This is a genomic window from Streptomyces roseolilacinus (genome assembly GCF_014649335.1).
GTDB classification, from domain to species: Bacteria; Actinomycetota; Actinomycetes; order Streptomycetales; family Streptomycetaceae; genus Streptomyces; species Streptomyces roseolilacinus.
The window spans coordinates 880,497-893,947 of the sequence record NZ_BMSV01000001.1; the positions used below are offsets into that span (position 1 = coordinate 880,497).

The 13,451-nt window shown below is 73.0% G+C and carries 12 protein-coding genes; 4 read left to right on the top strand and 8 right to left on the bottom strand.

Translation table 11 applies throughout. From position 1 onward, the window contains the following. Nucleotides 1-94 precede the first annotated feature (94 nt). From ccsB to hemL, 7 genes are all read right to left on the bottom strand, one after another. Entirely contained in the window at nt 95-1,183 is a 1,089-nt protein-coding gene (gene ccsB, locus IE106_RS04055) for a c-type cytochrome biogenesis protein CcsB (RefSeq protein WP_189529810.1), read from the bottom strand. Further along, nucleotides 1,180-2,991 carry a cytochrome c biogenesis protein ResB gene (gene resB / locus IE106_RS04060; protein WP_189529811.1) on the bottom strand — a complete coding sequence of 604 codons (1,812 nt, stop codon included), beginning with the start codon at nt 2,989-2,991 and terminating at the stop codon, nt 1,180-1,182. Before resB ends, ccsB begins: the two co-directional genes overlap by 4 nt. 7 nt (nt 2,992-2,998) lie before the next feature. After that, nucleotides 2,999-3,736 (bottom strand): cytochrome c biogenesis CcdA family protein, encoded by a 738-nt coding sequence (locus tag IE106_RS04065; protein WP_189529812.1) that lies wholly within the window; start codon nt 3,734-3,736, stop codon nt 2,999-3,001. A 3-nt stretch (nt 3,737-3,739) separates the two neighbouring features. Then, nucleotides 3,740-4,354 (bottom strand): TlpA family protein disulfide reductase, encoded by a 615-nt coding sequence (locus IE106_RS04070; RefSeq protein WP_189529813.1) that lies wholly within the window; start codon nt 4,352-4,354, stop codon nt 3,740-3,742. 77 nt (nt 4,355-4,431) lie between these two features. Continuing rightward, complete coding sequence (locus IE106_RS04075; protein ID WP_189529814.1) at nt 4,432-5,691, bottom strand: polysaccharide deacetylase family protein; 1,260 nt, start codon at nt 5,689-5,691, stop codon at nt 4,432-4,434. Between the two features lie 155 nt (nt 5,692-5,846). Further along, nucleotides 5,847-6,536, bottom strand: coding sequence for a histidine phosphatase family protein (locus IE106_RS04080; protein WP_189529815.1), 690 nt, complete (start codon nt 6,534-6,536; stop codon nt 5,847-5,849). Next, entirely contained in the window at nt 6,533-7,849 is a 1,317-nt protein-coding gene (gene hemL / locus IE106_RS04085; protein ID WP_189529816.1) for a glutamate-1-semialdehyde 2,1-aminomutase, read from the bottom strand. Before hemL ends, IE106_RS04080 begins: the two co-directional genes overlap by 4 nt. Before the next feature lie 435 nt (nt 7,850-8,284). Between hemL and IE106_RS04090 the strand changes: the two genes are divergently transcribed. The 3 genes from IE106_RS04090 (at nt 8,285) to IE106_RS04100 (ending at nt 11,196) form a co-directional block, all read left to right on the top strand. Next, the gene (locus IE106_RS04090; RefSeq protein WP_189529817.1) at nt 8,285-8,917 is read left to right on the top strand and encodes a hypothetical protein; all 633 of its coding nucleotides are present in this window, start codon (nt 8,285-8,287) and stop codon (nt 8,915-8,917) included. 529 nt (nt 8,918-9,446) lie between these two features. Then, nucleotides 9,447-10,196, top strand: a complete 750-nt coding sequence (locus tag IE106_RS04095; protein ID WP_189529818.1) for a phosphodiesterase — start codon at nt 9,447-9,449, stop codon at nt 10,194-10,196. 265 nt (nt 10,197-10,461) lie between these two features. Continuing rightward, entirely contained in the window at nt 10,462-11,196 is a 735-nt protein-coding gene (locus IE106_RS04100) for a Mut7-C RNAse domain-containing protein (RefSeq protein ID WP_189529819.1), read from the top strand. Nucleotides 11,197-11,220: 24 nt separating this feature from the next. Here IE106_RS04100 and IE106_RS04105 read toward each other — a convergent pair whose 3' ends face one another. Next, nucleotides 11,221-11,820 carry a TetR/AcrR family transcriptional regulator gene (locus IE106_RS04105; RefSeq protein WP_189529820.1) on the bottom strand — a complete coding sequence of 200 codons (600 nt, stop codon included), beginning with the start codon at nt 11,818-11,820 and terminating at the stop codon, nt 11,221-11,223. A gap of 128 nt (nt 11,821-11,948) precedes the next feature. On the opposite strand from IE106_RS04105, the gene IE106_RS04110 reads away from it, so the two are divergent. After that, on the top strand, nt 11,949-13,409 hold the full coding sequence (locus tag IE106_RS04110) for an FAD-dependent oxidoreductase (protein WP_189529821.1): 1,461 nt from the start codon (nt 11,949-11,951) through the stop codon (nt 13,407-13,409). Nucleotides 13,410-13,451 lie beyond the last annotated feature (42 nt).

Genomic DNA, 13,451 nt, shown 5'->3' on the forward strand with positions numbered 1-13,451 from the left:
CGCGCGGTGACGCGGCCCCCGCCACCGCTCCCACGGCCGCGACCACGGCCGGCGACCGTGGCCGGTGGCCGCGGCCGCTACCGCCGCGGAGGGGTCACTCGACGCCCGCGTACGAGTGCAGGCTGTTCACGAAGAGGTTCACGCCGTAGTAGTTGAACAGCCAGCAGGCGAAGGCGATGAGCGCGATGTACGACGCCTTGCGGCCCTTCCAGCCGACCGTCGCGCGGGCGTGCAGGTACGCGGCGTAGGCGACCCAGGTGATGAAGGACCAGACCTCCTTGGCGTCCCAGCCCCAGTAGCGGCCCCACGCGTCGCCGGCCCAGATGGCGCCCGCGATGATCGTGAACGTCCACAGCGGGAAGACGGCGGCGTTGACGCGGTACGCGAACTTGTCGAACGTCGCGGCGGCGGGCAGCCGCTCCATGACCGACCGGGTGAACGCGCCCGGCGTCTCGCCGCGCGCCACCTTGGCCTCGTACCCGTCGCGCAGCAGGTACAGCAGCGTGGTCACGGCGCCGATGTAGAAGACCGCGCCGCAGAAGATCGCGGTGGAGACGTGGATCCACAGCCAGTACGAGTCGAGGGCGGGGACGAGCTGGTCGCTCTCGGTGTAGAGCCAGGTCGTGGCGAGGCCCAGGTCGAGGAGGACGGTGGTGACCAGGGGCAGGCCGAGCCAGCGGACGTTCTTCCCGGCGAGGAGGAAGGCGAGATACGCGCCGGCCGCGACGGTGGAGAACGTCAGCGAGAACTCGTACATGTTGCCCCACGGCGCCCGCTGCACGGACAGGGCGCGGGAGACGACGCCGCCGGCCTCCAGCAGGAACGCCAGCGTGGTGAGCGACACGGCGACGCGCCCGTACAGGTCGCCCTTCTCGTCGCCGGCGGCCGCGCCGGGGCCGTCCGGGACGTTCCGCGCCCCGGCGGCGCCGCGCGTGACGATCGTGGGCTCGTCGAGCACGGCGGTGCCGGCGGCCTGCTTGCCGCGCACCTGGACGGCGGGCGCGGCGGCCGCGCCGCCGGCGGGGACGGTGAGGGCGGCGGCGGTGCGGCCGACCTTGCTGCGGCTGCCGAGCACCCACTCGGCGATGTGCGCGAGGAACGCCAGCGTGTACACGGCCATGGCCGAGTAGACGAGGACGTTGCTGATGTGCGCCAGGTTCTCGTTGGCGGCGGCGATGATCACTGCGATGCCCCTTCGGCGGGAACAGCCTCTTCGGCGGGTTCGGCGCCGTCGTCCACGGGGTCGTGGCCGGCGGCGTCACGGTTCTCGGCGTCGTTCGCCGGTGCGTCGTCCGCGGGCGCGGGCGGTGCGGTGGGCGCGACGGAGTGGAGGGCGGCCGCCAGCTCGGCCAGCTCCTCGGGGAGCTTCGCGGACTCGCTCCGCCCCAGCCCCGCCATCTCCAGGACGGTCACGCCGTCCTCACCCTCGACGGCCCGGACCCAGACGCGGCGCCGCTGGATGAACAGCGAGCCGACGAGGCCCAGGATCGCGGCGACGGCGCCGGCCAGCGCCCAGCCGTTGCCGGGCTGCTGGCTGATCTGGAAGCTGGCCCACTCCTTGACCTCCCTCTCGAAGGTGATCGAGCCGGCCCCGTCCGGCAGCGTGAAGGTCTCGCCGGGCTTGAGCTGCTTCTTCAGGATCTCGCCGTTCGCGTCCTTGAACGGCTTCATCTTGCTGGTGTCCAGCTGGTACACGTTCTGCGGCACGCCCGAGTCGGCGCGCAGGTCGCCGTGGTACGCGGAGACGCTCAGCCGCGGGTCCACGAGCGCGGGGAACACGGAGAACATCTGGCCCTGCCCCTCGCCGGCGAAGGTCGGCACGAAGAACAGCGGGATGCCCAGCTGGTCCCGCTTGCCGTTCTTGTCGCGGTAGCCGTCCTTCACCTTGACGACGCCCTGCGAGGTGACGTTGGCGTCGAGCGGCAGCAGCGGTACCGGGCTCCGCCGGACGATCTCGCCCTTGCCGTCCCGGACGGTGACGACGGGGGCGTACCCGTGCTCGATCAGGTAGACCTTGGCGCCGTCGACCTCCAGCGGCTCGTTGACCCGGACCACGGCCTCCTTGTCGGGGCCGCCGTCCTCGGAGTACGTGATGCCTGCCTCGAAGGTGCGGGGCGTGCCGCGCTGCGGGCCGGTCGCCTCGTACGTACCGGTGAACCGCTTCAGTTCGAAGCTGAAGTGGCTGAGGTCGTCCAGGGAGAACAGCGAGCCGGACCGGAAGTCGTCGTACTGGCTGAGCGTGTTGGCGAAGCCGTCGCCCTCGACGATCAGCTTGCCGCCCTCGGACCGGAACAGCTGCCCGGCGGCGAAGGCGACGAGCATCACGATCAGTGCGATGTGGAAGACGAGGTTGCCGGCCTCGCGGAGGTAGCCCTTCTCCGCGGCGACCGCGTCACCCGCCGCGTGCGCCCGGAAGCGGTTCTTCCGCAGCAGTCTCAGGGCCGCCTCGCGGGCCTGCTCGGGCGTGGCCCCGGTGCGCCAGGTCGTGTACGCGGGGAGGCGCGTGAGCCGCTTGGGCGCGGCCGGCGGGCGGCTGCGCAGCTGGCCGACGAACTGCCCGGTGCGCGGGACGATGCAGCCGATGAGGGAGACGAACAGCAGGATGTAGATCGCGGAGAACCACACCGAGCTGTAGACGTCGAACAGCTGGAGCTTCTCGTAGATCGGCGCGAGCGTCTCGTGGGACTTCTTGAAGGCGGCGACCTTCGTCTCGTCCACGCCGTTCTGCGGGATGAGGGAGCCGGGGATCGCGCCGAGGGAGAGCAGGAACAGCAGGATCAGCGCGACCCGCATGGAGGTCAGCTGCCGCCAGAACCAGCGGATCCAGCCGACGAAGCCGAGGGCGGGCAGTCCGGCGGACGCGGGCTCGGGGTCCTGGTCCGGGGCGGTCGAAAGCCGCTCGCCGGCGGCGCCGAGGGACTGCTCGTCCGCCGCGGCCCGCCCGGCTTCCTCGGACCGCCCGGCCTGCCCGGTCTGTTCGGTGTTGCTCATGGTGACCTCAGATCCCCACCTGGAAACTGCTGGACCAGCTCTGCATCTCCTGCACGAGCGCGTCCCACGCGCCGGTCAGCAGGAGCAGGCCGGTCAGAATCATCATGCCGCCACCGATCCGCATCACCCAGGCATAGTGCCGCTTGACCCAGCCGAACGCGCCGAGCGCCTTGCGGAAGGCCACGGCGGCGACGATGAACGGCACGCCGAGCCCGAGGCAGTACGCGAGGGTGAGCAGCGCGCCGCGCCCGGCGCTGGCCTCGCTGAGCGCGAGCGCGTTGACGGCGGTGAGCGTCGGGCCGACGCACGGCGTCCAGCCGATCCCGAAGAGCACGCCGATGACCGGCGCGCCGACGAGGCCGGCGGCCGGCCGCTTGTGGAACCGGAACTCGCGTTGGGTGAGCCACGGCATGAGCCCCATGAAGAAGAGGCCCATGAGGATCATGACCACGCCGAGGACCCTGCCCAGGACCTCGCGGTACTCCAGGAGCGTCTGGCCCGAGTAGCCGAACAGGGCGCCGCCGGAGACGAAGACGGCGGAGAAGCCGAGGACGAACAGGCCGGCGCCGAGCACCATCCGGCCGCGCCGCGCCTCGGCCAGGTCGGTGCCGGTGACCCCGGTCACGTACGAGAGGTAGCCGGGGACGAGGGGCAGCACGCAGGGGGAGAAGAAGGAGACCAGGCCGCCGAGGACGGCGACGGGCAGGGCCAGCAGGAGGGCCCCGCTGAAGACCGTCTCGTTCATGGGCTACTGCCCGCCGGCCTTCTCGGCGAGCACCGGCTCGATCATCGAGCGCAGCTCCTTCTCGGAGAGCGCCTTCAGGGCGCGCGCGGCGATCTTCCCGTCACGGTCGAGGACGAGGGTCGAGGGGATGGCCTGCGGCTGGACCGCCCCCTTGGGGAAGCCGTTGAGGACGAGCTTGCCGTACCGGTCGTAGAGGCTCGGGTACGGGACCTTGAAGTCCTTCTCGAACTTGATCGATTCGAGCTTGTCGCTGCGGGTGTTGATGCCGACGAACTCGACGCCCCGGGGCTTCAGCTCACCGGCGACCTTCACGAAGTGCGGCGCCTCGGCGCGGCAGGGGTTGCACCAGTCGCCCCACAGGTTGAGGACGACGACCTTGCCCTTGAGGTCGGCGACGTCGAGCCGGCCGCCGTCGAGCGTCTCGCCCGCGAGCTCGTTGAGCGCGGGGCGCTCGCCCTTGGCGATGGTCGCGATGCCGCCGATGTTGGTGACGAAGTTCGTGTTGCCGCCCCCGCCGGACGTGCCCTTGGGGCTGCCGCTGCACGCGGTCAGCGCGAGCGCGGCCGCCAGGGCGCCGGCGGTGAGCAGGAGGCCTCGGTGGGCACGGCTGTGGCTCATGTGAAAAGTTTCGCATGGCCGTTTTCCGGATCTTGCCCGGCCCCCTGGGTGCCCGTAAAGCCCCTTGTGAAGTCGGGTTAAGCCCGAAGGAAGGCGTTCCAGCCGCCGGTCGGGGATTCTCCCACCCCCAGGGAGCGGAGCTTCTCCAGGATCTTGGGGTCCTGCGCGTCGAGCCAGTCGACGAGCTGCCGGAAGGAGACGAGGCGCACGTCCTTCTTTCCGGCCATTCCTTTGAGCGCCTCTTCGACGGCGTCCATGTAGATTCCGCCGTTCCACTGCTCGAAGTGGTTGCCGATGAAGAAGGGCGCCCGATTCGTTTCGTACGCGCGTGTGAATCCGGCCAGATACGCCTCGGTGGCCTGCTTCCTCCAGCCGGGGTACCGCGAGGGAACGCCCTGGGTGGAGTTCTTCGACTGGTTGGCGAGGAGGTTGTAGTCCATCGACAGGACCTCGAAGGAGTGGCCGGGGAACGGTACGGCCTGGAGCGGCAGGTCCCACAGGCCCTCCCGCTTGTCGGGCCAGACCTGGAGGCCGCCGGGCGACGAGGCGTCGTAGCGCCAGCCGAGCCTGCCGGCGGTGGGCAGCAGGCCGTCGCGGCCCAGGAGGCAGGGGGTGCGGCCGCCGACCAGTTCCCTGCGGTAGTCGAAGGGGAGCGGGTCGAGGTCGGTCCAGCCGGTGTGGGTCTTCCATTCGGTGACGAATTTCACCGCCTGGTCGATTTCCTCGCGCCAGTCGTCGGGGGTCCAGTTCCCGACGGATCCGGGGCCGCCGCAGAAATGGCCGTTGAAGTGGGTGCCTATCTCGTGGCCGTCGAGCCAGGCCCGCCCGACGTTTTCCAGGGTCTCCCTGATGTGCGCGTCGGTGAGGTAACCGATGTCGGAGGCGCCGGGGCGGTTGCGCGGCGGGCGGTAGAGGGTCTTCTTCGATTCGGGGAGGAGGTAGATCCCGGAGAGGAAGAACGTCATCGCCGCGCCGTGGTCCCTGGCGAGGTCGAGAAAGCGGGGGAAGAGGCCGTTTCCGACCTCTCCGGCGCCGTCCCAGGAGAAGACCACGAACTGCGGCGGGGTCTGGCCCGGTTCCAGGGGGGCGGGGCGGGCGGGCTGGTGGGGCTGCTTCCCCGTGTCGGCGGTGGAGCCGTCGCCGAGGGGGCGCCCCTGCCGCGTACCGCCGCCCCCGCCGTCCCCGGGTCCACCGCCCGGCGGGTTCCCGTCGCCGGCCCCCGGGGGGCGGGCGCCGTCTCCGCGGTCGCCCCCGAGGGCGCCGCAGCCGCCCGTCCCGAGGGCGGCCGCGGCGCCGACTCCCGCTCCCAGCAAACCCCTTCGACTGACCGCGCGCATACCGCTCCCCCATTCCGCTCTCGGGTGCGCCGGGCGCGTTCCGGCCCGGCACTCCGGGAGATGCGGAAAGGGGAAGCGGGGTTCCGCCGATAATCACATGATCGTCTGAGTGACGAAACGGTTACTCCGACGCCGGGATCATCGACTCGGGAGCGTCAGGCGCCGAATGCCTTCGACTTTCCCTTCACCGGTTTGGCACCCGCGAGCAGGTGCGCCGGAACGAGATCGCGGGCCGGTTCGCTGTAGCCGACCGAGACGATCCTGTCGCCCTGGTACGTGAACGTCGTCAGCGACGCCAGCGTGCACTGCCGGCGCCGCGGGTCGTGCCACAGCCGGCGCTGCTCGACGAAGCTCCGCACTATCCAGATGGGCAGTTGGTGGCTGACGCACACCGCCTCGCGCCCGCGGGCCGCGTCGCGCGCCGCGCCGAGCGCGCCCATCATCCGCACCACCTGCTCGACGTAGGGCTCGCCCCACGACGGCCGGAACGGGTTGGTCAGGTGCCGCCAGTTGCCCGGCTTGCGGAGCGCGCCGTCGCCGACGCCGAAGGTCTTGCCCTCGAAGACGTTGGCCGCCTCGATCAGCCGCTCGTCCGTGGCGAGGCTCAGGTCGTGCGTCCTCGCGATCGGCTCCGCCGTCTCCTGCGCCCGCTCCAGCGGGGACGCCACGACGTACGCGACGTCCCGCCCGGCCAGGTGCTCGGCGACCCGGTCGGCCATCCGGCGGCCCAGCTCCGACAGGTGGTACCCGGCGCGGCGGCCGTACAGGATGCCGTCCGGGTTGTGCACCTCGCCGTGGCGCATCAGGTGGACGACGGTCACGTCCTCCGACCGCACGCCCGTCATGCCGCGCCCTCCGTGGCCTCCGCCGCGGCACGGGCGGCGGCGGGCAGCGCGGCGGCGATCCGCTCGACGGCGCGCTCGTCGTGGGCCGTCGACACGAACCACGACTCGAAGGCGGACGGCGGCAGGTAGACGCCCTGCGCCAGCATCGAGTGGAAGAACGCGGTGAAGCGGAAGGACTCCTGCCGCTTGGCGTCCTCGTAGTCGCGGACCTCGCGGTCGGTGAAGAAGACCGAGAACATGTTGGAGGCGTTCTGCAGCCGGTGCGCCACGCCCTCCTTGGCCAGCGCGTCCGTCACCAGGCCCTGGATCTCCCGCGAGACCGCGTCGACCTTCTCGTACGCGGCGTCGTCGAGCAGCCGCAGCTGCGCGAGGCCCGCGGCGGTGGCGACGGGATTGCCGGAGAGCGTGCCCGCCTGGTAGACGGGGCCGGCCGGCGCGAGGTGCGCCATGACGTCGGCGCGGCCGCCGAAGGCCGCGGCCGGGAAGCCGCCGCCCATGACCTTGCCGAAGGTCATCAGGTCGGGCGTGACGCCGTCCACGCCGTACCAGCCCGCCTTGGACGTGCGGAAACCGGTCATGACCTCGTCGGAGACGTACAGCGCGCCGTTCTTGGCGCAGGCGTCCTTGAGGCCCTGGTTGAAGCCGGGGCGGGGCGGGACGACGCCCATGTTGCCGGGGGACGCCTCGGTGATCACGCAGGCGATCTCGCCCGGGTGGCGGTGGAACGCCTCCTGGACGGCCTCCAGGTCGTTGTAGGGCAGCACGATCGTGTCGCCGGCCTGCGCGCCCGTGACACCGGGGGTGTCGGGCAGCCCGAAGGTGGCCACGCCGGACCCGGCGGCGGCCAGCAGCGCGTCCACGTGGCCGTGGTAGCAGCCCGCGAACTTGATCACCTTGCTGCGGCCGGTGAAGCCGCGGGCCAGGCGGATCGCCGACATGGTCGCCTCGGTGCCGCTGGAGACGAGCCGCACCTGCTCGACCGGGGCGACCCGCGCCACGATCTCCTCCGCGAGCGCGACCTCGCCCTCACCCGGCGTGCCGAAGGAGGTGCCGCGCGCGACGGCCGCCTGCACGGCGGCGATCACCTCGGGGTGGGAGTGGCCGAGGATCATCGGCCCCCAGGAGCAGACGAGGTCGACGTACTCGCGCCCGTCCGCGTCGGTGAGGTACGGCCCCGTACCGGACACCATGAAGCGGGGCGTGCCGCCCACGGCGCGGAAGGCCCGGACGGGGGAGTTCACGCCGCCGGGCGTCACCTGGGAGGCGCGGTCGAAGAGCGACTGTGAGACTGGGGCTTCGTATGAGTACGACACGTGGGTCCTGACCTGCGAGAACGAGTGGGCGGACGGCTGGTGCGGGCGCCACCGCCGAAGGAGCGGCGGGACGGTCCCGCAGAGGTGGGGCGAGCCGTGTTCCCTTTCACGGCATCCGGTTTCACGACAATCGGCCGGTCGGCCTTGCTTCGGCGCGATGCCTTCCCTCACGATCTTGTTTCACAAGGACGTTCCCCCGCTCGGGCGAAGCTGAGAGATCACGGAGTTTCCGGACCTTGTTTCCGGCAAGGCATCGGCCCTCCGCGTCTGCGAAACTGGGGCGTCATAGGGAGAGCTCACGGAAACCATGGTGTCAGAGGCCGGGACGTTCTTGCGGACAGGTGTTTCACCACTCGTCCGCGGGGGAGGTCACTGACACGATGATCGGGTTGCGCGGCGGGGGCCGTGTCGCCCTGCAAGCAGTCGGGTGGAGATATGCATCGCGGTGGCGGACTGGGCGAGGGGACCGGCGATCTGGGCCCCGAGCGTGCCCGGCGGGGGAGGCACCGGCGACAGCGGGACGATCCCGCCCCGCGGGAGCCCGTACGGCGGGATGATGGCCCTCAGCGGGAGGGCCCCGCGAGAAGCGAGCCCCTGGGGACCGATCCCCTGGGGAGCAGGGGTGGCCGCATGGGGGTGACCTACAAGTACTTCGGCGCGCCCAACGGCGCCACGGCCGCGCGCGTGCCGATCTCGATGCGGCCGGAGGAGCTCGGCGGTGACGAGCTGGGCATGGGCGGGATGTTCACCAAGATCAAGCCGGAGACCATAGCCGCCATGGTGCTGACCGGCCTCCAGGGCATGCCCCTGCACAAGGTGCCGCCGCTGGAACTGGTGGTGCTGCACCCCGACTACGCGGTGGTGAAGCTGCCGATGACGGTCGTCGACCCGCTGCGCGGCGTCGGCGAGGAGTCCGTGGGCGCCGCCGCCTTCATCTGGTCGACGGTCCCGGACCGGGGCGGGCCGCGCGACGCGTTCGACGTCTACCAGCTGCTGCACGAGTGGCAGGACTTCTCGGTACGGCTCCACGAGGCCGGCCACCAGCCGTACTGCCTCGTCTGGCCCTGACGGCCGCCGCGCCGCGGGCGCGGGGCGACGCGGCGGTGCCGTCGCGTGGGGTGTGGACGGGTCGGCGCCGACGTGTGACGGGCGGTGGCGACGGGTCGGCGTCGGCGTCGGCGTGCAGGGCCGACGGGTCGGCGTCGGCGTCGGCGTGCAGGGCCGACGGGTCGGCGCCCGCGCGTCCGTCGTTCCCCCACGCCTGCCGCCCGTGCCAGGCGGCGCCTCGGGGTGGGCTTCCCGCCGTGGGATGGCATGCCTCGGGTGGCATGCCCCGGGGTGGGCTTCGTGCCGTGAAGCGGGCCCTGATCGGGCGACGGGCCGCGAATCCGAGAGGTGGGTGACGAACCCGCGGGGAGCCGCGCATCCGCTGGACGGGCTTCGAACCGCAGGACGGCCGCCTCTCCGACCACTCCCCCGGACGCCTGGCGCCGAGCGTCGACCAGGGCGTCGGCCATGTCGGGTGACATCGGACCGCACGAGCCGGATCTAATGGTTTAGAGTCCTCTTACCATTAGGCACGTCCAAGGGGGATCCCGTGCTGCTGGCCCACATCAGCGATCTGCACCTCGACGGAACCGAGCGCGCGACGGAGCGCGCCGTCCGCGTCGTCCGGTACCTGGGCGGCTTGTCCCGGCAGCCCGACGCGGTGCTGGTCACCGGCGACATCGCGGACCACGGGGCGCCCGAGGAGTACGCGCTGGCCGCGGAGGTGCTGGCGGAGCTGCGGGCACCCGCGTACACCTGCCCCGGCAACCACGACGACCGGGCGGCCTACCGGAAGGTCCTGCTGGGTGAGGACGGGTCCGGCGACCCCGGCGCGGCGGTGAACCGGGTGCACCACGTGGCGGGCCACGCCCTGCTGATGTGCGACTCGACGATCCCGGGCGAGGACGCGGGCCGGTTCGACGCGGAGACGCTCGGCTGGCTGGAGCGGACCCTGGACGACCTGGGCGGTACGCCCGCCCTGCCGGCCTTCCACCATCCGCCGGCCGCGCTGCACCACCCGGTGGTGGACGGGATGAACCTCCTGAACGCCGACGACCTGGCCCGCCTGCTGACCGGCCGCCCGAACGTCCCGGCTCTCTTCACGGGCCACGCCCACACCCCGGCCGTCACCACGTTCGCCGGTCGTCCGCTGGTGGTGGCCCCGGGCGTCGTGTCGACGGTACGGATGCCGTGGGAGGCCGGCGAGGGGTTCACCGACCGCGCGGCGCCCCCGGGGGTGGCCTTCCACGTGGTGGACGAGGACGGCCGGGTGGCGTCCCACTTCAGGGCGGTGGCGTAGGAGCGGGGGCGCCGGAGGACGCGGGCCGGAGCCGTGCCGGTCCGGAGCGGGCCGGCGGCCGCGGCGGGCCGGACGACGGGGGCCGGCGGTCGTGGACGACACGGACCGGGACGACGGCCGTGGGCGGCACGGGTCCCGGCGGCACGGGTCCCGGCGGCACGGGCCGGCGACCGTGGACGGCACGGGCCTCGGCACCGGCACGGGCCTCGGTACCGGTCGGGAAATGACCTGGCTGGGGCGGGCCGCCCGATGGCATCCTGACCGCGTGAACGGACCGGAGATCCACATCAGCTTCGCGCCCGAACTCGACCTGTTCGTGCCGGCGCCCCGGCGCGCCGGCCGTACGGCCCTGGTGACGGACGGCGCGTCGACGCTCGGGCACGTCGTCGAGTCGCTCGGCGTGCCGCTCACCGAGGTGGGCGCCCTGCTGGTGTCCGGCGAACCGGTCCCCACCGCGCACGTGCCGACCGCCGGCGAGGAGGTCGAGGTGCGGGGTGTGCGGCGCCCGCAGGAGGTGCCGGGGGCGCCGCTCCGGTTCCTGCTCGACGTCCACCTGGGCACGCTCGCGCGGCGGCTGCGGCTGCTGGGCGTGGACGCGGCGTACGAGAGCGAGGACATCGGCGACGCCGCGCTGGCCGCGCAGTCGGCCCGGGAGCGGCGGGTGATGCTCTCGCGCGACCGGGGGCTGCTGCGCCGCCGGGAGCTGTGGGCGGGCGCGTACGTCTACAGCCACCAGCCGGACGAGCAGCTGCGCGACGTGCTGGAGCGCTTCGCCCCGCGCCTCGCCCCGTGGACCCGCTGCACGGCCTGCAACGGCGTGCTGACCGAGGCGGACAAGGACGAGGTGCGCGAGCGCCTGGAGCACGGCACCCGGCGCACGTACGACGTCTTCGCCCGCTGCACGGCCTGCGACCGCGTGTACTGGCGCGGCGCCCACCACTCCCGCCTGGACGACATCGTCCGCACGGCCCTGCGCGAGTTCGGCGGCGCGACGGCCTGACGCCCCGCCGTCACGGCCGGGCCGCTACGGCTGCTTCGCGGTCAGGTACCGCTGGATCGTCGGGGCGAGCCAGGCGATCAGCTCGTCGCGCGACATCGTGGCCGCCGGCGGGAACCGCAGCACGTACCGGGCGAGCGCCATGCCGAGGATCTGCGACGCGACGAGCGCGGCGCGGCGCGGGGCGTCCGCCGGATCGGGACAGACCCCCGCCACCACCGGCCCGAGCTGGGCCTTGAAGATCTCCCGCATCCGCTCGGCGCCCGCCTCGTTGGTGACGCCGACGCGGAGCATGCCCGTCAGGACGTCGTCGGCCTCCCAGCGGTCGAGGAAGTGCGTGACGAGGACGGCGCCGACGTGCCGGGCCGGCACGGCGCCCAGGCGCGGTATCCGCAGGTCTATCTCGGAGGCCGCGGTGAACAGGCCCTCCTTGTTGCCGTAGTAGCGCATGACCATCGACGGGTCGATGCCCGCGTCGCGGGCGATCGCCCGGATGGTGGCGCGCTCGTAGCCGTCCGCGGCGAACCGCTCCCGGGCCGCTTCGAGGATCGCGGCGCGGGTGGCGTCCGAGCGGCGCGGGGCGTGGGCGGGGTCCGCGGGGGTGTCGGCGACGGCTTCGTGCTTCATGCCAACGACTGTAGGCCAACAAGTGTTGACACGCCAGCCCCTTCGGTCCTACATTCGCCAACAAGCGTTGACCAACATTCGTTGGCCCACGGCCGTTGGCCCTCACGGGTCGGCCAGAGGAGGCAGGCATGACCAGCATCGGCATGACCGGCGAACCGGGCACCGACACCCGCACGCACACCGACGCGGACGTCGTCGTCGTGGGCGCGGGCCCCACCGGGATGCTGCTCGCGGGCGACCTCGCGGCGGCCGGGCTCCGCGTCACGCTCGTCGAGCGCCGCTCCCACGCGACCGGCAACCTCACCCGCGCCTTCGGCGTCCACGCCCGGACCCTGGAGCTCCTCGACGCCCGCGGCCTGGCGGACGAGCTGGTGGGGACGGGCACGACCCTCACCCGGCTGCGCCTGTTCGGCAGGCTGTCGCTGGACCTCTCGCGACTGCGCTCCCGCTTCCCCTACCTGCTCGTCACCCCGCAGTACGAAGTGGAGCGCCTGCTGGAGCGCCGCGCCCGCGCCGCCGGCGTGGAGTTCCGCCACGACACGGTGCTGCGCGCCCTGCGACAGGACACCGAAGGCGTCACCGCCGAACTCGCCCCCTCGACAGGCGGCGGCGCGGCCGTCCGGCTCCGCGCCCGCTACCTGGTCGGCGCGGACGGCGTCCGCAGCACGGTCCGCGACCAGCTCGGCCTGCCGTTCCCCGGCCGCCCCGTGGTCCGCTCGCTCGTCCTGGCGGACGTCCGCCTGACGGATCCGCCCGAGGACGTGCTGGCCGCCGACGGCAAGGGCGACGCGTTCGCGTTCACCGCCCCGTTCGGTGACGGCTGGTACCGCGTCATGGGCTGGGACCGGCGCCGCCAGGTCCCGGACGGCGCCCCCGTCGACCTCGACGAGCTCCGCGGCATCGCCCGCCGCGCCCTCGGCTCGGACTTCGGGATGCACGACGCCCGCTGGATCTCCCGCTTCCACAGCGACGAACGACAGGTGCCCGCCTACCGCGCGGGCCGCGTCCTGCTCGCCGGCGACGCCGCGCACGTCCACTCCCCCGCCGGCGGCCAGGGCATGAACACCGGCCTCCAGGACGCCGCGAACCTCTCCTGGAAGCTCGCCGCCGTCCTGCGCGGCGACACCCGGGATCCCGAGGCGCTCCTCGACAGCTACCACGCCGAGCGGCACCCGGTCGGCACGGCCGTCCTCCGCGGCAGCGGGACGATCATCCGCCTCGCCATGGCCCGCACCCCGCTCCGGCGCGCCGCCCGCGCCGCCGCCGTCCGCCTCGTCACCACGGTGCGGCCGCTCTCCGCCAAGGTGACGGGGACGCTCAGCGGGATCGGCGTCTCCTACCCCGCCGGGCGCGGCGCGCACCGCCTCGCCGGACGGCGCGCCCCGGACCTCTCCCTCGCCGAGGGCCGTCTGTACGAGTTGTTGCGCGCGGGCTCCTTCGTCCTGGTCGCTCCCCGGGGCGCGCACCCGGCCGCCCTGGAGATCTCCACCGCGCCCGGCGGGGTCGTGCGGGCCACCTGGGCGAACCCCGCCCGTCGCGGCGCCCTGCTGGTCCGCCCCGACGGGTACATAGCCTGGGCCCGGGACTGAGCGCCGCCCCGGCCGGGGACCGGGCGCCCCCGGCCCGTGCCG